This is a genomic window from Halosimplex rarum (genome assembly GCF_047715405.1).
Lineage (GTDB): Archaea > Halobacteriota > Halobacteria > Halobacteriales > Haloarculaceae > Halosimplex > Halosimplex rarum.
In genome coordinates this window covers 1,338,291-1,359,126 of the sequence record NZ_CP180412.1, presented here as the reverse complement: position 1 = coordinate 1,359,126, position 20,836 = coordinate 1,338,291, and the positions used below count along the sequence as shown (strand labels likewise).

The 20,836-nt window shown below is 69.0% G+C and carries 15 protein-coding genes, 1 tRNA gene and 1 pseudogene; 11 read left to right on the top strand and 6 right to left on the bottom strand.

Annotated elements, in window-relative coordinates; genetic code table 11:
* The first annotated feature begins 5 nt into the window (after positions 1–5).
* Positions 6–770, top strand: a complete 765-nt coding sequence (locus tag ACMGFH_RS06595; protein ID WP_415382061.1) for a YqjF family protein — start codon at positions 6–8, stop codon at positions 768–770.
* A gap of 62 nt (positions 771–832) precedes the next feature.
* Here ACMGFH_RS06595 and ACMGFH_RS06590 read toward each other — a convergent pair whose 3' ends face one another.
* Together ACMGFH_RS06590 and aglG are read right to left on the bottom strand one after the other, a co-directional pair.
* Positions 833–1,984 (bottom strand): glycosyltransferase family 4 protein, encoded by a 1,152-nt coding sequence (locus tag ACMGFH_RS06590; protein ID WP_415382059.1) that lies wholly within the window; start codon positions 1,982–1,984, stop codon positions 833–835.
* A gap of 91 nt (positions 1,985–2,075) precedes the next feature.
* Positions 2,076–3,005 carry a glucosyl-dolichyl phosphate glucuronosyltransferase gene (gene aglG, locus ACMGFH_RS06585; protein WP_415382057.1) on the bottom strand — a complete coding sequence of 310 codons (930 nt, stop codon included), beginning with the start codon at positions 3,003–3,005 and terminating at the stop codon, positions 2,076–2,078.
* A gap of 220 nt (positions 3,006–3,225) precedes the next feature.
* Here aglG and ACMGFH_RS06580 point away from each other — a divergent pair, with 220 nt between their 5' ends.
* From ACMGFH_RS06580 to ACMGFH_RS06535, 10 genes and pseudogenes are all read left to right on the top strand, one after another.
* Entirely contained in the window at positions 3,226–6,357 is a 3,132-nt protein-coding gene (locus tag ACMGFH_RS06580) for an oligosaccharyl transferase, archaeosortase A system-associated (RefSeq protein WP_415382055.1), read from the top strand.
* A gap of 198 nt (positions 6,358–6,555) precedes the next feature.
* Entirely contained in the window at positions 6,556–7,614 is a 1,059-nt protein-coding gene (locus tag ACMGFH_RS06575) for a hypothetical protein (protein ID WP_415382053.1), read from the top strand.
* 503 nt (positions 7,615–8,117) lie between these two features.
* Positions 8,118–8,306 (top strand): annotated as a pseudogene (locus tag ACMGFH_RS06570) (helix-turn-helix transcriptional regulator); the annotation flags it as partial.
* 88 nt (positions 8,307–8,394) lie between these two features.
* Positions 8,395–8,469 (top strand) — tRNA-Glu (locus tag ACMGFH_RS06565).
* A 259-nt stretch (positions 8,470–8,728) separates the two neighbouring features.
* Positions 8,729–9,997, top strand: coding sequence for a hypothetical protein (locus ACMGFH_RS06560; protein ID WP_415382052.1), 1,269 nt, complete (start codon positions 8,729–8,731; stop codon positions 9,995–9,997).
* Positions 9,998–10,111: 114 nt separating this feature from the next.
* Positions 10,112–10,978 (top strand): amidohydrolase family protein, encoded by an 867-nt coding sequence (locus ACMGFH_RS06555; RefSeq protein ID WP_415382051.1) that lies wholly within the window; start codon positions 10,112–10,114, stop codon positions 10,976–10,978.
* Between the two features lie 197 nt (positions 10,979–11,175).
* Positions 11,176–13,428: an NADP-dependent malic enzyme gene (locus ACMGFH_RS06550; RefSeq protein WP_415382049.1), complete on the top strand. Its 2,253-nt coding sequence runs from the start codon at positions 11,176–11,178 to the stop codon at positions 13,426–13,428.
* A gap of 388 nt (positions 13,429–13,816) precedes the next feature.
* Entirely contained in the window at positions 13,817–14,728 is a 912-nt protein-coding gene (locus ACMGFH_RS06545) for an NAD(P)-dependent oxidoreductase (RefSeq protein ID WP_415383213.1), read from the top strand.
* Between the two features lie 54 nt (positions 14,729–14,782).
* Positions 14,783–15,772 (top strand): hydroxyacid dehydrogenase, encoded by a 990-nt coding sequence (locus ACMGFH_RS06540; RefSeq protein ID WP_415382048.1) that lies wholly within the window; start codon positions 14,783–14,785, stop codon positions 15,770–15,772.
* 153 nt (positions 15,773–15,925) lie between these two features.
* The gene (locus ACMGFH_RS06535; RefSeq protein WP_415382047.1) at positions 15,926–16,588 is read left to right on the top strand and encodes a helix-turn-helix domain-containing protein; all 663 of its coding nucleotides are present in this window, start codon (positions 15,926–15,928) and stop codon (positions 16,586–16,588) included.
* A 100-nt stretch (positions 16,589–16,688) separates the two neighbouring features.
* Here the strand turns inward: ACMGFH_RS06535 and ACMGFH_RS06530 are convergent, their stop codons facing one another.
* From ACMGFH_RS06530 to nosD, 4 genes are all read right to left on the bottom strand, one after another.
* Entirely contained in the window at positions 16,689–17,342 is a 654-nt protein-coding gene (locus tag ACMGFH_RS06530) for a ribonuclease HI family protein (protein ID WP_415383212.1), read from the bottom strand.
* Positions 17,343–17,611: 269 nt separating this feature from the next.
* Complete coding sequence (locus ACMGFH_RS06525) at positions 17,612–18,544, bottom strand: ABC transporter permease (protein ID WP_415382046.1); 933 nt, start codon at positions 18,542–18,544, stop codon at positions 17,612–17,614.
* On the bottom strand, positions 18,541–19,452 hold the full coding sequence (locus tag ACMGFH_RS06520; protein ID WP_415382045.1) for an ABC transporter ATP-binding protein: 912 nt from the start codon (positions 19,450–19,452) through the stop codon (positions 18,541–18,543). The genes ACMGFH_RS06525 and ACMGFH_RS06520 overlap by 4 nt, the downstream gene beginning before the upstream one ends.
* Positions 19,436–20,833, bottom strand: a complete 1,398-nt coding sequence (nosD, locus tag ACMGFH_RS06515; protein ID WP_415382044.1) for a nitrous oxide reductase family maturation protein NosD — start codon at positions 20,831–20,833, stop codon at positions 19,436–19,438. Before nosD ends, ACMGFH_RS06520 begins: the two co-directional genes overlap by 17 nt.
* Between the last annotated feature and the right edge of the window lie 3 nt (positions 20,834–20,836).

Below are 20,836 nucleotides of genomic sequence, written 5' to 3'. Positions count from 1 at the left end.
GTCAGATGTCTCTCCGTTCGCTGCTCGACCTCCCGATCGACATGGGCTGGCGGCACGTCCTGTTCGCGAACTGGCCGGTCGATCCCGCCGTCGTCGACCCGCACCTCCCCGAGTCCCTCACCGTCGACACCTACGAGGGGCGGGCGTGGCTCTCCGTCGTCCCGTTCACCAACGTCGCCGTCCGTCCGCGCGGCCTGCCCGCGTGGGCCGGGTTCAGGCTTCCGGAACTGAACCTCCGGACCTACGTCACCCACGAAGGGGCGGCCGCCCGCGCGGACGGCGACGCCGGCCCCCGCGACGACGCGCCGGCCGCCGACCGCGGCGTCTACTTCTTCAGCCTCGACGCCGACGGGATCCTCGGCGTGACCGGCGCTCGGGTGTTTCACCACCTCCCGTACTACTTCGCGAGCATGTCGATGCGGTCCGACGGTTCGCGGATCGCCTTCGAGAGCGAGCGCTGGCACCCCGGCGCGCGGCCGTGCGACTTCGACGCTCGATACAGGCCGGTCGGGGACCGGTTCCGTTTCGAACCGGGCTCGCTCGACGAGTTCCTGACCGAACGGTACCGGTACTACACGGAGACGCCGGGGGGCGAACTCCGATACGCACAGATTCGCCATCGACCGTGGCCGCTGTACGAGGCCGCCGTCGACGTCGGCGAGAACGGGGTGTTCGAGACGAACGGCTTCGCGACGCCGGAGAGCGAGCCCGTCTTCCGATACAGCCCCGGCGTCGACGTGGCCGCATCGGGGAGTCGCTCAGTCGAGTAGGGGTCCACCGCCGCCGACGCCTCCCGCGGTCGTCTACCGTTGCCTCCGTCTCCCGCGGTCGTCTACCGTTGCCGCCGTCGACCAACCCGCTGCAGGATGTCGCGATAGCGGCGCGTGGCAGCGTCGAAGCTGTACTCGTCCTCGATCAGCGCGCGTCCGTTCTCGCTGATTGCGGGAAGGTCCTCGCGGTCGAGGATCGAGAGGAGTTCCCGCCGGATGTCGTCGGGTTCCGTACTCTCCATCAGGAACCCCGTCTCGCCGTCGCGGACGACGTCTGGGACGCCCGAGACCGGCGTTGCGTACACCGGCGTCCCGCAGGCGAGGGCTTCGAGGATCGTGGTCGGGAGCCCCTCCGTGGGTTCGGAGGGGAGGATGACCAGACGGAGCCGATCGAGTTCGGCGGGCACGTCGCCGTGGTCGACCCAGCCGCGCATCTCGACCCGTCCGTCTTCGATCTCCGCGGCGAGTTCCGCTTCCAGCCACTCGCGCAGGCCGCCGTCGCCGATGAAGGTGAACGTCACGTCGTCGGGTAGCTCGCGCGCGACCGCGGCGAGTTCGCGGACGTTCTTCTCCTCGTCCAGCCGGCCGAGGAAGCCGACGCGGCGCTCGCGGTCTTCGAGCGGCGTCCGCACGTCGAAGTCGTCGGTCCGGACGTACCGCGCGCCCGTCGGGTACACGTCGGGGGCGTCCGGATCGAGATCGAGCTGGCTCGCCATCGCCGGCGTGTAGGTGACGACGCCGTGCGCGGCCGCGAACCCCGCGCGTTCGAGCGCGCGGACGAGTCCCGCGAGCGTCCGCGCGACCGGGCTCGGTAGCGACTCCTCCCAGGCGATGCGGAGCGTGAGCGGTACGTCGCCGCGCGGCTCGACGAGGACGGTCTTGCCGATGGCCCGGGCGAACAGGATCGGGAGCAGGTAGGAGGTGGCGCCGTAGAACAGGACGACCTCCTCGTCCCTGCCGGCGACGACGCGGCACATTCTGAGCTGGTTCAGCAGGAAGCGAGCGGCGGCGACGGGGACCGAGTCCCCGGCGCTCTTCCGGGTGAGCTCGACGAGTTCGTGTCGGTCGCGGATCTCGGAGTCGGCGGGGAGATCCGCCGTGACGAGCGCGACGCCGGTGACCGCCGAGAGGACGTCGAGCAGGCTCCGGGTCGCGTTCTCGCCGGCGGCAGCCAGCGGGTGGGTGACGACGCACACGTCGGGCAGGTCCGCCATTACCGCGCCGTGGCGCCGGCAGCCGCTTAACCCTGCCGGGACCGCACCGACGCGCTGCTTCCGACGCGAGCCGGGGACCGAGCCGGCCTGCTTAGCCCCACTTGACGATGCCGTAGAGGTAGCCCAGGCCGACGACGCCCGTCAGGAGGACGAGCCAGACGAGCTGTTTAGCGGCGGTCGCGTCGGGGTCGCGGACGATTCCCCACAGCCGCTGCGGAACGAACTCACCGAGGATCTTCCCGAGGAAGTCGCCCTCCTCCTCGGCCGAGCCAGGGACGAACTGCTGCATGCCGCGCTTGGAGTAGCCCTGCCAGAACGCACGGTCGAGGAGCCACTTCGGCTCCGTGCGGTAGGCGAACACCTTGTGACCGACTTCGGCGTCGGGGACGTACCGGACGCCGCGGCCGTACTCGGCCTGCATCCGGGCACACAGCTCCGTCTCGCCGCCCTGAAGGTTCTTGTCGCCCTTGCGGCCCCCGATCTCGTCGTCGAACCCGCCCAGATCGAGGAACACGTCCCGGCGGAAGGAGATGTTCGAGCCGTTGGTGTTGCGGACCTCCGTGGGAGTGTCCCGTCCCTCACCGAATCCCTTGTACGTAGCGCCGATCAGGTACCAGTGTTCCTCGGGGAGAAAGCGGGGTTCGCCGTCGACCCAGATGGGGTCCATCCGGCCGCCGGCGGCGATGGCGTGGTGCTCGTCGTAGGCGGCGACGAGGCGCTCGATCCACTCGGGATGGGCGACGGCGTCGTCGTCGATGAACGCGACCACGTCGCCGTTGGCGACTTCGGCGCCGTTGTTCCGGCTGACGAGCAGGCCGCGGTTCTCGTCGTTGCAGTGCGTGACGACGTTCTCCCGGTCGCCGAAGTCGGCCTCGAAGCGGTCGAGGACCTCCCGGTTCCCGTCGCTGACGAAGACGAGTTCGACGTCCTCGTGGGTCTGGTCGAGGACGCTCCGGGCGGCCTCGGTGACCGCGTCGTAGCGGTCGAGCGTGTGCTCGCAGAGGACGACGGAGACGCGCATGTCCCCCCATGAACGGGCACCCGGGATAGGCTTTCCGTCTGTCCCGCACGCCGCCTCGCGTTGGGTACGCTGCGGACGACACCGACCGCTCTGGGTCGACCGCCGCCGAACCGGATCCCGCTGTCGATCGCCCGACCTGAGGCGGATCCGTCGTCTCCCGGGGGTCGGATTTACCGGGAGATGACAAGGCTTATGCGCGCGATGGGATTGGTTCGGACCAATGAGTCAGTGGCGTGGCCGAATAGAAGACATCGAAGAACCCGGAGACGTCGCCGACGCCGTGGGGCAGTACTACCACATCCCGGCGATCGTCGCCCTCCTCGGGTTCATGCTGTGGAGTCGCGTCCGCGATTGGAAAGAGTTCCTGATAGACGGGACAGTGTACTTCAGCGGGAACGACGCGTGGTACCACTACCGGATGGTCCAGTACACGGTCGAGAACTGGCCGAAGACGAGTCCGTTCGACCCCTGGACGAACTTCCCCACGGGGACCCACTCCAGCCAGTTCGGGACCGTGATGGACCAGCTGGTCGCGACCGCAGCCCTGGTCGTCGGTCTCGGGAACCCGAGCGACCACACGGTCCGGCTGGTCGCCCTGTTCGCGCCCGCCGTCTTCGGCACGGCGGTCGCCGTCCCCACCTACTTCCTGGCCAAGCGCCTGGCCGGGAGGTTCGCCGGCGTCGTCGCGGTCGCGACGCTCGCGTTCGCCGGGAGCACGTTCGCCCAGCGCGGGACCGTCGGATTCTACGACCACCACGTCGCCGAGGCGCTGTTCATGACGACCGCGGTCCTCGCGACGATGGTCGCCGTCTCCGTCGCGGAGAAGGAGAAACCCGTCTGGGAGCTGTTCCAGGCGCGCGACGTCGACGCCCTGCGCCGCCCGGTCGGCTGGTCCATCGTCGCCGGCGCCGCTATCGGCGTCTACCTGTGGACGTGGGCGCCCGGCGTCTTCCTCGTCGGTATCCTCGGCGTCTTCTTCCTCGTCGAGATCTGCTCGGAGTACGCCCACGGCGAGAGTCCCGAACACGTCGCCATCGCCGGCGTGATCACGCTGTCGACGACCGGCGTCATGGGCCTCGCCGTCATCGAACAGGCCGGGATCGGCGCGACGAGTTACAGCCTCGTCCAGCCGATGCTCGCCTTCGCGGTCGCCGCGGGCTGTGCGTTCCTCGCCTGGCTGGCCCGCGAGTGGGAGACCCGCGAGCTACCGAACGTCCAGTACCCCGCCGCGGTCGCCGGTATCCTCCTCTTGCTCGCCGGTGCGACGGCGGTGCTCCTCCCGGAGATCTGGAGCTTCTTCGTCACGCAGACGACCCGCGTCGTCGGTCTCTCGGTCTCCGACAACGCCCAGACCATCGGCGAAGCGCAGTCGATGCCCTTCAGCGGGCTGTTCCCGCGCTACCGATTCACGGTCCTCATCGCGCTGCTCGGCGTCGTCTACATCGCCGGGCGGCAGTTCTTCGACCGCCCGCGCGCCGAGCTGACGCTCGTCGCCGTCTGGACGGTCTTCCTGCTGTTCGCCACGCTGACCCAGCGCCGGTTCGACTACTACTTCGCGGTCGCCGTCGCCTCGCTGACCGGACTGGTCATCGGCCAGCTGGCGAACATCTCCGGCCTCTCGAGGCCCGACACGGACATCGAGACGTATCAGGTGTTGACCATCCTCGCGGTGGTCCTCATCGTGTTCGCGCCGCTCGTGTACCCGCTCCCGCTCGCCATGCAGATGACGTCCGCACCGAACGGACCGGGCCAGGCGCCCCAGGCCTGGAACCAGACCCTCGGCTGGATGGAGGAGGACGCGCCGGCCCAGGGGACCTACGGCGGCGCGAACAACGAGGACGCCGTCCCCTACTACGGCACCTTCGAGCGGACGGAGAACTTCGACTACCCCGAGGGCCACTACGGCACCCTCTCGTGGTGGGACTACGGGCACTGGATCACGGTGATGGGCGAGCAGATGCCCACCGCCAATCCGTTCCAGCAGGGCGCCAACCAGGCGGCGAACTTCCTGCTGTCGGGCAACGAGTCCCACGCGAACGAGGTGATGACCGACCTCAGCGAGGACGACGCCGAGACGCGCTTCGTCAACGTCGACTGGAAGATGACCGAGACCTCGCAGTTCTACCAGCGACCGGGCGCGCAGGCGCTCCAGCTCGGCGGGAAGTACTTCGCGCCGTTCAACTTCTACGACGACGGGAACATCTCCGAGCGGAACTACTACAACCGGCTCTACTACGAGACGGGCCAGCAGAGCCGACTCCAGTACCGCTTCTTCCAGCGCCACCAGCAGCCGTACTACAACTCGACGGCCGTCCGCCTCTACAACTTCCACGGCAGCGCCGTCGAACCCAGCCCGGTGGTCCTGGACTGGAACATCGAGAGCATCCAGGGCAACCAGGTCCCCGTGAGTAACGGGACGATCCGGTTCGACACGATGGACGAGGCGCGCGAATACGTCGAGAACGACCCGACCTCACAGATCGGCGGCGTCGGGCAGTTCCCGGAGGAGCGCGTCCCGGCCCTGGAGCACTACCGGATGGTCGACGGGAGTAACTCCACCGCGACGCAGTCCCAGCAGTACCTGCTCGGACTCCGGAAAGACGCGCGCGGCGGGCTGCAGACCTCGATCAGGACCCCGGGAGTCGCGAACGCGCTCCAGTCCTCGTCGAGCAACTGGGTGAAGACCTTCGAGCGCGTGCCCGGCGCGACCATCGAGGGCGAAGGGCCCGCGAACGCGAACGTCACCGCGGCCGTACAGATGGAGGTCCCGTCGACGAACACCACGTTCGTCTACCGCCAGCAGGCCCAGACCGGCGACGACGGGACGTTCACGATGACCGTCCCCTACTCCACGACGGGCTACGACGAGTGGGGCACCGAAGAGGGGTACTCGGAACCGAGCGTCCGGGCGACCGGGGCCTACCGGCTCCGGACGGGCATGCAGACCAACGAGTCACACATGTACCGCTACGGCGGGACCGTCAACGTCACCGAGGGGCAGGTCGTCGGCGAGGACGACAGCGCCGCGACGGTGACCCTGGAGCAGGGAGGGGTCCGGCCGATCGAGTACAACAGGATCGACAACGGGACGAGCGGCAACGAGACGGCCGGCGACGGCACGTCGGGCGACGAGACGACCACCGACGCGCCGTCCGGGACCGCCACCCCGACTGACGACGGTTCCACGGCGACCCCGACCGCGACGCCGACGAGTGAATCGAGCACCGCGACCGCGACCGGCGGATCGAACCAGACGGCGCTGGTCGCGCCCTCGGCTGCCACGCCCGCGACGCTCGGCGCCCTGATCGGCGCCGGCCTCGTCTCGCTGCTCGGTCTCTCGATGCGGGACTGAGTCGGGCACCGACGCCCGCTGTTTCTCCGGATAGACGCCGACCGTTCCACGGTACCGACCCGACGCGGAGCGACGGCCGCCTCCGTCGGCCGCGCCCATCCGTCAGTACTAACTTGTGGCTCCGACTCTCGTCGCGTATGACACGTCGGAGCGACGACGCCGACCACCGCGACCGGACGACGTCGCGGGGTGGTGGCGATGGCAGTTGACGGCGGACTGCTCGCGGTCGAACTGTTGCTGGTCGCCGTCGCCGGAGGCGCCGTCGGCGCGGCGGTCGGCGGCTACGCGGCCTACGGGCTCGCGGGCCTGACGGTCACGATCGGCGAGATCGCGCGGGTCACGACCGGTGCGGGCGGCACGCCGCTGGTGACCGGGCCGTCGGATCTCGGCGCGGCCGGCGTGACTGGTCTCGTCGGCTACGGTTCGGCGTTCGGTCCCCACGTGGCCTTCGCGGGCGCCGCGGCGGCCGCGGCCTTCGCCGGTCGGAAGGGACACCTCGACACCGATTTCCCCTACCACGAGGCCAAACACCTGTCGACGCCGCTCGGCCCGCGCCCCGCGGCGCTCGCGGTCGGCGGCGCCTTCGGCATCCTCGGGTACTGGATCGCCCAGCTGTCGCTCCGTCTCTCGCTCCCGTGGGACCCGGTCGCCGCCAGCGTCGTCGTCTCGGCGCTGCTCCACCGGGCCGTCTTCGGCTACCCGCTCGTGGGTCGACTGGGCGCGGACGTGCTCGACATGACGCCGTACGACGACGGCGAACGCCGAATGGCGACCGACGGCGACGGCGGGGGCGCCCAGTCGCTCGTCGGGCGCTACGTCGTCGAGCCGTGGCTCCCCTACCAGTCGGCGTGGGCGACGGTCACGCTCCTCGGCCTCGTCGTCGGCGTCTTCGGCGGCTTCCTCGCCGTCGCGACCGGGAGCTACTTCCTCGCGTTCGGCATCACCGCGACGGGCATGCTGTTCCTCGCCGCGGGCGTCGAGCGGTTCCCGGTCACCCACCACATGGCGCTGCCGGCCGGTATCGCCGCGCTCGCGCTCCCGAACGTGGGCCCGACCGTCGCGATTCTGGTCGGGGGCGTCTTCGGCATCGTCGGCGGCCTGTTCGGCGAACTCGCCCAGCGGGTCTTCTACGCGCACGGCGACACGCACTTCGATCCCCCCTCGGCGTCCATCGTCGCCACGACCCTGCTCATCGCCCTCCTCGACATCGCTGGCGTGTTCCAGCAAACCGCGGTTCCCACCGTCGGAATCGCCTGAACCGTCCGGTTCGCCTCCGGCGATCAGCGCGCCGGAAACGCGGGTATTCACAGCGTTTTTATACCGACCTCGGCATGTTACGATAGATGCAGCAGTGGTTGGTCGCCGACGCGGTTGGGGGTATGCAGTCGCTCGGGGTCGGGATCGTAGGCAACACGGAGGGCGGCCCGTGGCTGTCCGTCTCGACCGCCGGCGAGCGACTGCACGCCCTCCTCGCGACGCCGGCGTCCGGTGACGTCGGCGGGATGATCATGGCCGCCGTCGTCTTGCTTGTCCTCGGTCTCAGCGGCGTCGCAGTCTGGCACTCCAACGTCCCCGCACTGCTCGCCGGAAGCCGGTCGGCCGACTCCGAGTCCTCCGGTGCCGCGACAGAGAGTCCACAGACGACCGAGAGTCCCCCGGAGCCGGAACCCCCGGAGTCGCCCGAGACGGACGCGGGTGGGGAGAGTGCAGAACCCGCTCAACGGACCGATCAGGAACTCATCGTCGACATCCTCGAATCGAACGAGGGGCGGATGAAACAGGCGATGATCGTCGACGAGACCGGCTGGTCGAAGTCGAAGGTGAGCATGCTCCTCTCCGAGATGGAGGACGACGGCGACATCAGCAAACTGCGGGTCGGCCGCGAGAACATCATCAGCCTCAGTGGCAACGAACCCGAGGCGGCGGGCTCTCCGTTCGACGACGAATGAGCGTGCGACGGAGTGACGAAAGCGAGCCAAAGCGGAACCGTTAAACCCGTCTCCTCGCAAGGATTGAATACGCTCAGAGGGCGTGTGCGCTCCGTTGGTGTAGTCCGGCCAATCATCTTGCCCTCTCACGGCAAGGACCAGGGTTCGAATCCCTGACGGAGCATTGCAGCGACCGAGTTTTGCGAGGGAGTGAAACGCGCAAGAAGGGATTCGAAGTAGACGAGTCACAGCCCGCGCAGGTCGCAGTGCGGCCGAGCAGGACTGTCTCGGCGTAGTTCGAATCCCTGACGGAGCATTCCTGTTCCCTTCCCGCCGGTCGTTTTCGTTTCTCACAATTGCGTAGCCGAGCCATAGCGAAGACGTCCTCGGCTGTTCCGTGTCGCTCTCCGAAACTTCATGTGGCGAGCCGTGTATCCCCTGTCATGGCCAGCGCGGCGTCGCTGTCGGAACCGCAGGTGCTCGCGCACACCAAGCGGCGTCTGTTCCCCGACGACGACGAGCCGAACGCGTACGCGGTCGCCGACACGCAGTTCGCGACGGACGAATGGCTCCGGGGACGGCAGATCCGCGCGGAGATTCGCGAGCGACTCGCGCCGTTCAACCACGTCCGGGTCGGATCGGGGTATCCGGATCTGGTCGGCGTCCGGTCGCTCGACGCGGAGTTCCTCGCGGTCGAGCGGTTCGGTGACCAGCCCCCGCTCGTCGCGGTCGAGGCGAAAGGGTACAGGGAAACGGGAGGCGTGGACGTCGAGCGCGGCGTCGTCCAGGCGTACGACCGACTCCACGAGGCGAACGCCGCCTACGTCGCGGCCCCGGTCGAGGCCGTCTCACAGTCCTCCCGGGCGCTCGCACGCGAACTCAACGTGGGCGTCCTCGGCGTCGACGCCGAGGGGACGGTCAGCCCGGTGGAGGTCCCCCGGGTCGTGGGGAATCGGACGTCCGACGAGGCGACCGCGATCCGGTTCCAGGCGACGGCACAGGGCGTCGCGGACAAGTCCTTCGGGCTGAACCACCCGAAGAACTACCTCGCGTTCCCGCTCGCGCTGTATCACCCAGACGAGACGGAGCGCGTGCTCGCCGATCGCGTCGTCGGCGCCGTCGACAGCGCTCGGGCGGGCGCGGCATTTCTCGGCCTCGTGAACGAAGCGCCGAACCGGCCGGATCTCACCCCGCTCGGCGAGGAAGTGGTCCGCTTCGCGCTCGACCGTCACGGGTCGGTCGACGCCGCGCTGGAGGAGTTCGCGACGTGGCGCGGGTCGCCGAAGCGGTTCCGTGACCTGGCGCCCCAGTGGGGTGCGATGGCGCGCCGAGTCATGTGGTCGTATCCCGCGACGCAGCTCCTCGTCGAGGAACTGCAGACGATGCACGACGACGGGATCACCGATCCCGCGCTCGTCGACTTGGTCGAGTGGTTGCACGTCGACCATCCCACGTTCACCGTCGAACTGTTCCTCCGCGGGACCGACGACGCCCGCAGTCGAGTGCTCGACGGGGACGGTGACCTGCAAGTCGACGAACTCGGAGACGGGAACGTCTACCACTCCCCGACCGTCTTCCAGTTGAAGGCGATGCTGTACCACGCCGGAATCCTGGCCGACCGCGGCGCCGAACCCCACCGGATCGACCCCGAGTCCGACTCGTGGGCGCTCCGGGACCCGCTCCGTTCGAGCGTCCGCTACGGCGACGCCTGACGGCCGTCTCTTCGTTCGGACCTCCGCTGTGAAATTCTGGGATGGACCGCGCCGCGAGCGGCCGCGGGCTCGGTCGGGAGTACTCTTATTGCCGACAGTCGCGCACGGACGATAATGCGACTCGTCGACACTCACACGCACGCCTGGGGCCACGACACGGACGACCTCCCGTGGTACAGCGCCGACCTGCCACCGGAGTGGTCCGGTCCCTATCCGCACGAGACGCTGGTAGCCGACATGGACGAGGCGGCCGTCGACGAAGGCGTGCTGCTGCCGACGTCGATCTACGGCCGGGACGAGCGAGCCAACGAGTACACGCTCCGCGCCGTCGAAGCGCACCCGGATCGGCTCTGGGGCGTCGGGGTGGCTGAGTACGACGCCGACGCGACCGCCCTCCGCGAGAACGTCCGGCGCGCCACCGGCCACGAGCGGATGCTCGGCCTGCGGTTCCACGCCTGCTTCGAGTACGGTCCGACACCGGGCGACCTCGACCCGACCGCCGACTGGTTCGCCGCGGCGGACCTCGACCCGCTGTACGACGAACTAGCCGCCCGGGACGCCGCGGCGTTCGTCCTCGCCAAGCCCGACCAGCTCTCAGCGCTGGCCGCGCTGGCCGACCGACATCCCGACGTCCCGTTCGTCGTGGAACACCTCGGATTTCCCGACGCCGAGACGTCCCCGAGCGACTCGCCGTGGACCGACTTCGAGACGCTGGCCGAGCGCGACAACGCGTACGTGAAGGTGAGTTCGATACCGCGGACGTCCGGGGAGTCGTGGCCCTACGAGAACGTCGCCGAGTACGTCAGGCCGCTGCTGGAGTGGTTCGGCCCGGAGCGACTGCTACTGGGGTCGGACTACCCCTGGCTCGACGACTGGGCGACCTACCGGGAGTGTCTCACCTGGCCCGAGGAAGCCGACTACCTCTCGGCCCGCGACCTGTCGTATCTCTCCTATCGGACCTTCGACGGGCTCTTCGACTGAGAGAGCAACCAGACCGTCGGCCGGTCGCGACACGCTGCCGGTTTACGCCGCTGTTCCATGGTGCCAGTTTACGTCGCCGTTCCACGGCGCCGGTTTACGCCGCCGGTCTATGACGCAGTTGTCCCGCACTGGCGGCCTTATACAGTATTCAGACCATATATCCCACATCTTTACCGCGCCCCCCGTGTACACGGACTATGACGCTAGAAGAGGACTCGCTGGAGTATCACCGGGAGGACCCACCCGGGAAGATCGAGATACGGACGACGAAGTCGACGAGCACGCAGCGCGACCTGAGCCTCGCGTACTCGCCGGGGGTGGCCGGTCCCTGTCGCGCTATCGACGAGGACCCCGAGAACGCCTACCAGTACACGGCGAAGGGGAACCTCGTCGGCGTTATCTCCGACGGGAGCGCGGTGCTCGGGCTGGGCGACATCGGCCCGCAGGCCTCGAAGCCGGTCATGGAAGGGAAGGGAGTCCTCTTCAAGCGCTTCGCCGATATCGACGTGTTCGACATCGAGGTCGACCACACAGACCCCGCGGAGTTCGCCGACGCCGTCGCGGGGATGGAGTCGACGTTCGGCGGGATCAACCTGGAGGACATCGCGGCGCCGAAGTGCTTCGTCATCGAGGAGCGCCTCCGCGAGCGGATGGACATCCCGGTCTTCCACGACGACCAGCACGGCACCGCCATCATCAGCGGCGCCGCCCTGCTGAACGCCGTCGAGATCAGCGGGAAGGACCTCGACGATCTGGAAGTCACCTTCGCCGGCGCGGGCGCTGCGGCGATCGCGACGGCGCGGTTCTACCTCTCGCTGGGCGTCCGCCGCGAGAACGTCACGATGGTCGACATCGACGGGGTCCTGACGACAGAGCGGGCGGAAGCAGGTGACCTCAACGAGTACAACCGCGAGTTCGCTCGCGACGTGCCCGAAGGCGGTCTGGCCCACGCGATGGAGGGCGCGGACATGCTCGTCGGCCTCTCGGCGGGTGGCATCGTCGACCAGGAGATGGTTCGGTCGATGGCGGCGGACCCGATCATCTTCGCGATGGCGAACCCGAATCCCGAGATCGGCTACGAGGAGGCGAGGGCGGCCCGCGACGACACGGTCATCATGGCGACCGGGCGCTCGGACAACCCCAACCAGGTCAACAACGTGCTCGGCTTCCCGTTCCTGTTCCGCGGGGCGCTGGACGTGCGTGCGACGGAGATCAACGAGGCGATGAAGGTCGCGGCGGCCGAGGCGCTGGCGGACCTGGCCAAGCGCGACGTGCCCGACGCGGTCCGCAAGGCGTACGGCGACCAGCCGCTGCAGTTCGGGCCGGAGTACATCATCCCGAAGCCGCTGGACACGCGCGTCCTCTTCGAGGTGGCGCCGGCCGTCGCGGAGGCGGCGATGGAGAGCGGCGCCGCCCGCGACGAACTCGACCCGGACGTCTACGTCGAACGGCTCGAAGCCCGGCTCGGCAAGTCCCGCGAGATGATGCGGATCGTCCTCAACAAGGCCCAGACCGATCCGAAGCGGCTGGCTCTCGCCGAGGGGACCAACGAGAAGATCATCCGGGCCGCCTACCAGCTCGACGAGGAGGGGATCGCCGAGCCGGTCCTGATCGGCAACCGGACGACCATCGACCGGAAGATCGACGGGCTCGGGCTGGAGTTCGACCCCGAAGTCGTCGACCCGGCCGGGGGCGACTACGAGGAGTACGTCGACCGCCTCTACGAGCTCCGCCAGCGCAAAGGACTCACCCGCAAGGAGGCCGAGGAGACCGTCCGCGACGGCGATTACTTCGCGTCGGTGATGGTCGAGCGCGGCGACGCCGACGCGATGCTGACTGGGTTGACTCACCACTACCCCTCCGCACTGCGGCCGCCGCTGGAAGTCATCGGCACCGAGGAGGGCGTCGACCACGCGGCCGGCGTATACATGCTCGCGTTCAAGAACCGGGTCGTCTTCGTCGCCGACGCGACGGTCAATCAGGACCCCGACGACGAGACGCTCGCGGAGGTGACCCGCCACGCGGCCGGAGTCGCCCGGCGGTTCGACGTCGAACCGCGCGCAGCGCTGCTGTCGTACTCGGACTTCGGGAGCGTCGACAACGAGGGGACTCGCAAGCCCCGCCGCGCGGCCGAGCTACTCCGTGAGAACCCGAACGTCGACTTCCCGGTCGACGGGGAGATGCAGGCCGACACGGCCGTCGTCGAGGACCTGCTCGTCGGCGACTACGAGTTCGCCGAGATCGACGAACCGGCGAACGTGCTCGTCCTGCCGAACCTCGAAGCGGGGAACATCGTCTACAAGCTCCTCCAGCGCCTCGGCGGCGCGGACGCGGTCGGCCCGATGCTAGCCGGCATGGACGAACCCGTCCACGTGCTCCAGCGCGACGACGAGGTCAAGGACATCGTGAACCTCGGCGCCGTCGCGACCATCGACGCGCAGGGTTCCTAGTGAGGGCGCCCGCGCGCCTGCGGTGCGGTTCACGGTCAGAGCTTCGCTCTGGCGAGCCCGCCGGTCGTTCGCGATGCTCACTCCCGTGGACACCGGACGCGAGGGAGCAAAGTCGTTCGAAAGAGCGCTTCGCGCTCTTTCGTGATGACGAGAGAGCTTTGCTCTCTCGGACCACGACCGAGTCGTCCGGCCTTTTTCGCCCACGTTTTTCGAGGAGCCCTCGCCGCAGCGCAGCCGCACGGCTGCGCGAGGAAGGGCGACGAGAAAAAGGTGGTAGCGACATCGTGAACCTCGGCGCCGTCGCGACCGTCGACGCGCAGCAGCCGGACGGTCGAGATAGCCGGTAGCGGCCACGCAGCCGGACGACCCGTCGCCGCCTCGAACGTTTATACGCACACCGGGCGAGAAGTGTGACATGCCCACTGTCGGATTGATCGGCGTCGGCTACATCGGGAAGACGTTCCTCGACCGGCTCGCCGATACCGAGTACGGCGTCGTCGCGTACGACGTGGACCCGGCGCAGACCGGCGCCGCGGAAGATCTGGGCGCGACGCCCGCCGAGAGTCCGGCGGACGCGACGCACCGGTCGGAGTTCGTCGTCCTCGCGCTCCCCGGAACGCCGGAAGTCGAGGCGGTGATGAACAGCGACGACGGGGTACTGACGGTGCTCGCCGACGGGCAGACCGTGGTGGACGTGACGACGACCCGCCCCGACACCTCGCGGGACTGCGAGCGGTGGTGCGACGAACGCGGCGCGTCGTTCGTCGAGGCGCCGATCACCCGTGCGGCCCCGCGAGACGGCGCGCACATGATGGTCGGGGGGACCGACGAGAGCTACGAGTCCGCCAGGGCACTGATCGAGACTCTCAGCGACGACCACCTTCACGTCGGCGAGGCCGGTTCGGCGACGGTTCTCAAGCTCGCGCTCCAGATGCGCTACGCGGGGCGGAACGCCCTCGACGCGGAAATCGTCGAGTTCACGCGCGACAACGGCGTCGACCCGGCCCACCTCCGGGACTTCTTCGGCATGGACGTCTGGGAGCAGTACCTCGACCGCGAGTTCGAACAGGACATCGAGGGACTGGGCGGACTCGCAATCTGGCACAAGGACCTCGGCTACGCCCGGGAGGTGGGGCGAGAGAACAACACCGCGCTCCCGACGATCGCAGTCGTCCACGAGGCCTACAAGGCGACCGTTCGCCGTGCGGGTCCCGACGAGGGGCACGCGGCGACCCTGCTCCGCTACTGGGAACTGCTCAACGACGCCGTCGACCGGGAATTTCAGCCGGCCGACCGGTGACGGTCGCGACGCCGGTGACCCCCTTTTATGGGCCCACGTGCCGGACCCCGCGGTATGAACGTTCTCGTCACCATGCCAGCTGGGGAGATGCGGGAGTCTTTCTTCCCATCCGCCCTGCGTGAGCGGTTGGAATCGATGGGTACCGTCGAGTGGAACCCGAAGTCGGACGACTTCTCGGAGGCCGAGCTCCGCGAGCGCATCGGCGGCGTCGACGCGCTCGTGACGGGCTGGGGGAGTCCGCGAGTCACCGCCGACGTGCTATCGGCGGCCGACGACCTCGCGCTCGTCGCACACACCGGCGGGAGCGTCGCGTCGCTCGTCTCCGAAGCGGTGTACGACGCGGAGATCCCCGTCGTCAGCGCCAACGACGTGATGGCCGACCACACCGCCGAGCACGCGCTGACGCTGCTGCTCGCCCAGTTGCGCGCCGTCCCGGAGCTCGACCGGGCGATGGACGAGGGCGCGTGGGACGCCTCGGACACGAACATCCGAACGCTGCACGACGCCGACGTCGGTCTCGTCGGGCTCGGCACGATCGGTCGGAAACTGCTCGACCACTTCGCCGCGTTCGAGCCGTCGGTGTCGGTCTACGACCCCTACGTCGACCCCGAGGACCTGTCGGCGTGGCCGTTCGCCTCGCTGGCGGACCTGGACGACGCGCTCGACTCGGACGTCGTCTCGCTCCACGCGGCGCGAACGGAGGAGACGATCGGGATGATCGACGCCGAGCGGCTGTCGCAGATCCCCGACGGCGCGCTGCTGGTCAACACCGCCCGGGCGGAACTGATCGAGGAGGAACCGCTCCTCGAAGAACTGCGCACCGGCCGCATCTCCGCGGCGCTCGACGTCTATCATCAGGAGCCGCTCCCGGCCGACCACGAACTCCGGTCGCTGGACAACGTCCTCGTGACGCCCCACGTCGGGGGGTCCGAAATCCGCCCACCGCTCACTGCTGCCGTGCTGGACGACGTCGATCGATTGTGGGCGGGCGAGGCGCTCGAACACCGGATCCCCCGCGAGCAGTGGGCGACCATGACGCGGTAGGCCGGATCACCCTTCGAATTGCGGGCTCGCGAAACCGCGAGCGCCGTTGCCCGCCCGTTGAGCCGAAATCGTTCGGCTCTCGAAGCCGACGAATCGGATAGATGCGAACATGTTCGGGAACACTGATAGCCCTCGGCGCTCGTAGAACTAGCTATGCCGCGGGCCAAACTGGAGATCACGGTGCCGGACTCGGTCTGGATCGGCGACCTCTCTCGGAACCATCCGGACGCACAGTTCGAGATCCTGACCGTCTTCCCGAAAGAGGAGGGCGGCGTCGCGCTGACGGAGATAACCGCCGACGCCGTCGAGGAGGTCGTCCTCGAGATGGACAAATACGACGCCGTGACGAACACGGACTTCCTCCAGCGGACCGACGAGACGGCGCTGGTGCAGTTCGAGACGTCCAATCCGGTGCTCCTCTTGCCGGTCCGCAACGCCGGCACGCCGCTGGAGTTGCCCTTCACCGTCGTCGACGGCTCGGTCACGTGGGAGGTCACGGCGCCGCGGGACCGCCTCTCGACGCTCGGCGACCAGCTCCGGCAGTTCGGCATCGACTTCGAGGTGCTCGCCGTCCGCCAGGAAATGGAGACCGAGCAGCTGCTGACGCCGAAACAGCACCGACTCGTCCAGACGGCGGTCGAAGAGGGGTACTACGACACGCCCCGCGAGTGCACGCTGACGGAACTCGCCGACGAGGCCGACATCGCCAAGTCGACCTGCAGCGAGACGCTCCACCGCGCCGAGGAGAAGATCGTCAAGGAGTTCACCGACGACGCGGACCTGACCGACGAACGTCCCCCGCCCGTGCGGGCATAGAACCCCGTTCTCGCCGGTCTCTCCGAAATTATCTCCTCCATGATAACTGTCGGCCAGCGTCGGTTAGGTCCGGATTTCGAATCGGAGCGGCGAAATCCTACTAGCCAGGTCCCAGGGCGGCGATATCGGCGCCGACTGTCGCCAGTGCGTCGGCGGGGTTCGGGTCGCTGTCGGCCAGATGCGTGTAGTCGTGTTCCGGGACGTCCGACAGCGCCGCCCTGACGGCTTCGCTGTACGTCTCGACGCCCGGTTCCGTCGGTTCGTCGCCGCCCCAGACGTCTCGGATGACCGTCATCGAGTCGATGCGCACTTCCAGCCTGCGCGGCTCGTAGCGAGCCAACAGTTCGGACAGTCCGAGCCGGAGGGCGACGTACTCCGCGGTGTTGTTCCCCGTCCGGGAGCCGACCGGTCGGCCGAGACGGGCGAGTCGCTCCTCCGTCGCGTCCATGATAACGGCGCCTGCACCTGCGGGACCGGGGTTACCGCGTGAACTGCCGTCGACGTAGAGGACGAACGCGTCGCTCGCCGGTTCGGGGACGGGTGGCCGGGCGAGTTCCGACTCCAACAGGTCTTCGAGTGCGCGACGCAACTCGGTCGATGTGGTCCCGGGGTCGAAGAGGCCACCGTAACCGGGGACAGCGTCGTCGATGGCGTCGGTGGCGGCCGCCATTTCGTAGCCGAACTCCACGAGCACCTCGTCGACGAGCGCGGCGAGTGGCGAGAGGTGCTCGACCGGGAGTGAGTCGCGGGTCACGCCGCATTCCCCATCGGGCTTCGCCTCCAGGCCCTCACGTCGTCGCTCTCGGACGATATCGTCGGTTGGTCGCACCACTGCATATCGCTTCTCGGTGGGCGAGCGGGATAATCCCTTCCGGTGGCACCGGTCGGCCGTTTCGAATCGACGCCGCAGGCGAAACTCCGGGAAGACGCGCCGGGAGATTGGATCTGATCCCATTCCGACAACACGTCCGTTTCCCCGCTGTTCCGGCGCCGTCCCGATCGCACGCGAACCAGAACGAATTCTCAGGCGCGCCGCCCCAGCAGTCGGCCGCCGACCGCGAGCGGGACGACGACCCAGAGGGCAAGCGACGCGAGCAGCGCGAGCGTCGAAACCGTCGTCGTGGCGAGCGCGGCGCCGACGCCGCCTCCGGCGGTCGGCACCAGCGAGAGGACGACCAGTCTGAGCACGTCGGCGGGATTGGCGACGGCGAGCGCGGTCAGGACCCAGCCCGGCGGGTCGAGGGCGACGACGACGCCCAGCGCCGCCAGGTCGTAGACGAGGACGAACAGGACCCACGCGAGCAGGGCACCGCCGAGCGCGCGGGCCTTCTCCGACGCCGCGGCCGAGATGCACACGCCGAGAGAGAGGAAGGCCACACCGACGCTCACCGCGGTCAGCGTGTAGTGCAGGTAGGCGGGGAGCACCGCAGGCCCGAAGCGAAGCGCGACGACGATCCCACCGACGCCGAGCCCGACCGTCGTCCCGACCGCGAACGCCGCCGCGCGGCCGAGGAACTTCCCGGCCAGCAGCGCGGAGCGGCCGAGCGGGACTGCCAGTAACAGTTCCAGCGTCCCCCGCTCGTCAGCGCCGACGACCGTCCCGTAGCCGAGCGCGAGCGCGGCCAGCGGAATCAGGTAGACCGACAGTTCGGCCAGGCTCACGAGCAACGCGCCGACGCTGGTCGGGCCCGTTGCAGTGCCCGTCAGCCCGACGACCGCCAGCGAGAAGGCGCCGAACAGGAGCGCCAGCCCGTCGGTCCACCGAGCGCGCGAGAGGACGCGGTACTCTCGCCGGGCGACGCCGAGGGCCTGGCGGGCTGTGTCGGCGGAGAGCCTCTCCGCGGCCGTCGGCGCCGCGTGGGCGGTGGCGCCGCCGTCCGGACGGGCTTCGCTCCGTCCGTCCGTTCGTTCCGGGTTCTGGGTCCCGTTGGCGGGTTCCGAGTCCGGTTCGCTCACGCCGACTCACCCCCGGCGACGGACTCGCGGACCGCGGTCTCCAGGTCGGGTTCGTCGACGCTCACCGACTCGGGGTCGGTTTCGACGACCGCGCCGAGCGCGTCGGTGACACTGTCGCTATCGACCGAGAGTTCGACTTCGGTCGCCCCTACGGTCAGCGTCGCGTCGGGAGCCGCCGACCGGATCGCCTCCGTGGCGGCCGCCACCTCCTCGCCGTCGGCGTATCGCACGGTGATCGTGACTTCGCCGCCGGCCGCGCGGACCACCTCGTCGACCGGACCGAACGTCCGCAGTTGGCCGGCTTCGAGCACGGCGACACGGTCGCACAGCGCCTCGACTTCGCCGAGGTTGTGCGTGGAGAGGACGACGGTCACGTCGCGCGCTTCGCGCACTCGCTCGACGACGCGGTTGAACGCGTCGACGCCGTTGGGGTCGAGCCCTGCGGTCGGTTCGTCGAGTAGCAGCACGTCGGGGTCGCCCAGCAGCGCGGTCGCGAGTCCGAGCCGGCGGTTCATCCCGTTCGAGTAACCGCCGACCGTGCGGTCGGCGGCGTCTTCGAGCCCGACGACGGCCAGCAGCCCGTCGATCCGCGGGGCGTCGACGCCGCGCATGTCGGCGTAGTAGCCGAGGACTTCCGTGCCGGTCAGCGCGGGCTGGAAGCCGGCGTGTTCGGGCAAGTAGCCGACCCGCTCGCGGACGCGGGTGCCCGCGGTGGGGTCGACGCCCGCGACGCGCACAGCACCGGAATCGGGCGATTCGTGGCCGACGAGCAGGCGGAACAGCGTGGTCTTGCCCGCGCCGTTCGTGCCGACTACTCCGAGCGATGCGCCGTCGGGGACGGACAGCGAGACGCCGTCTACCGCGGCGACGTCGCCGTACCGTTTCGTGACGTCAGTGACTTCGATCATAGTACTCTCTCCAGTCGTGGGGCGGGTCGACGAGCGGTCTGTGGTCGACGACGCCGGGCGCCTCGACCACGGGGAGCGTTCGTTCGGCGAGTCTGACCACCTCGAACGCGGGACTGCCCGTGAAGACGTTCGCCTTCGGGTGTTCACGGGTCAGGTGCTCGACCATCCCCGCGGGCCGGTATCGCGTCTCGCTGACGCCGTCGTCGTTCACGTCGTGGGCGCCGGCGCCCGCCCAGTAGTTGCCGACCGACTCGTTCCAGACGACCTGCTGGCCGACGTCCGCGAGGACCTGCAACCGGTTCCGCGCGAACGTGTTGTGGTGGACGTCCGAGCGGACGCTCCCCGCGGAGACGTGGACGCCGACGTCGTTGCCGGCGACCAGGTTCCGGGATATCTCGTTGTCCAGCGAGTTGTACACGAACAGCCCGTTGCCGTTACCGACGACGTGGTTCCCGCGGATCGCGGAGTGGTCGATGCCCTTGACCATGATGCCGTGACCGCTCTGTCCGGTGTTGTTCACCGCGGTGTTGTTCAGGATCGACAGCCCCTCCGAGAGCATCAGCGCGTACCCGGCGTCGTTGTCGACTGCGGTGTTGTTCGCCAGCGTGCAGTCGTTCGAATACATGTAGTGGACGCCGTACCGGAGGTCCCACAGCGTGTTGTTGCGCGCCTCGACGCCCTCAGCCCACGAGTAGTAGATGCCGTCGCGAGCGCCCGTGATCCGGTTGTCGGCGACGTAGGCGTCCACCGCCTCGTAGAGCTGGATGCCGTTCCCGCGGTCGGTGCGTGGGTAGACCTCCTCGCGACCGACGACCGTGTTACCGACGAGTCGCACGTCGGCGGCGCTGTCGACCCAGATCCCGAACGTGGCGTCGGTCACTCGACTGTCGCGAACCGAGACGCCCTCGCCGGCGACCCGGACCGCGGCGTCGTTGGATTCGGTCTCGTAACCCGAGTTGCGGACCCACAGCCCGTCGACCGTGACGCCGGTCGCGTTGAGCACGAGCACGTCGCCCTCCCCCGGTCCGTCGACGACCGGGCGGGCGGCGGTGGCGTCGTCGGCGCGCTCGATCGTCACGTTCGGCGTCTCGACGACGACGGCGCTCTCGGGGTCGAACCGCCCGCGGAGCGCGACGGTCTCGCCGGGGTCGGCGGCGTCGACCGCAGCGTCGAGCGACGCGTAGTCCTCGCCGTCGACGGTGGCGATGCCCGACTCGTCGGTCGCTTCGAACTGGAACGAGTCGGGGACCCCTGCGTCGAACGTGACGTCGTCGCCGGTCGGGCTCACGCTCGTCGGTACCGCGACGACCGTTCCGACGGACGCGACGAGTAGCGCCGCGGCGACCGCGGCGAAGACGCCGTCCACGGACGGTCGTCGCAAGGG

Excerpts from the sequence above, each read along its gene's own strand:
- ACMGFH_RS06575 (WP_415382053.1), top strand. The coding sequence starts at position 6,556 with ATGGCAGTTGACGGCGGACTGCTCGCGGTCGAACTGTTGCTGGTCGCC.
- ACMGFH_RS06590 (WP_415382059.1), bottom strand. The coding sequence starts at position 1,984 with ATGGCGGACCTGCCCGACGTGTGCGTCGTCACCCACCCGCTGGCTGCC.
- ACMGFH_RS06555 (WP_415382051.1), top strand. The coding sequence starts at position 10,112 with ATGCGACTCGTCGACACTCACACGCACGCCTGGGGCCACGACACGGAC.
- ACMGFH_RS06580 (WP_415382055.1), top strand. The coding sequence starts at position 3,226 with ATGAGTCAGTGGCGTGGCCGAATAGAAGACATCGAAGAACCCGGAGAC.
- ACMGFH_RS06595 (WP_415382061.1), top strand. The coding sequence starts at position 6 with ATGTCTCTCCGTTCGCTGCTCGACCTCCCGATCGACATGGGCTGGCGG.
- aglG (WP_415382057.1), bottom strand. The coding sequence starts at position 3,005 with ATGCGCGTCTCCGTCGTCCTCTGCGAGCACACGCTCGACCGCTACGAC.
- ACMGFH_RS06540 (WP_415382048.1), top strand. The coding sequence starts at position 14,783 with ATGAACGTTCTCGTCACCATGCCAGCTGGGGAGATGCGGGAGTCTTTC.
- ACMGFH_RS06550 (WP_415382049.1), top strand. The coding sequence starts at position 11,176 with ATGACGCTAGAAGAGGACTCGCTGGAGTATCACCGGGAGGACCCACCC.
- ACMGFH_RS06520 (WP_415382045.1), bottom strand. The coding sequence starts at position 19,452 with ATGATCGAAGTCACTGACGTCACGAAACGGTACGGCGACGTCGCCGCG.
- ACMGFH_RS06560 (WP_415382052.1), top strand. The coding sequence starts at position 8,729 with ATGGCCAGCGCGGCGTCGCTGTCGGAACCGCAGGTGCTCGCGCACACC.
- ACMGFH_RS06535 (WP_415382047.1), top strand. The coding sequence starts at position 15,926 with ATGCCGCGGGCCAAACTGGAGATCACGGTGCCGGACTCGGTCTGGATC.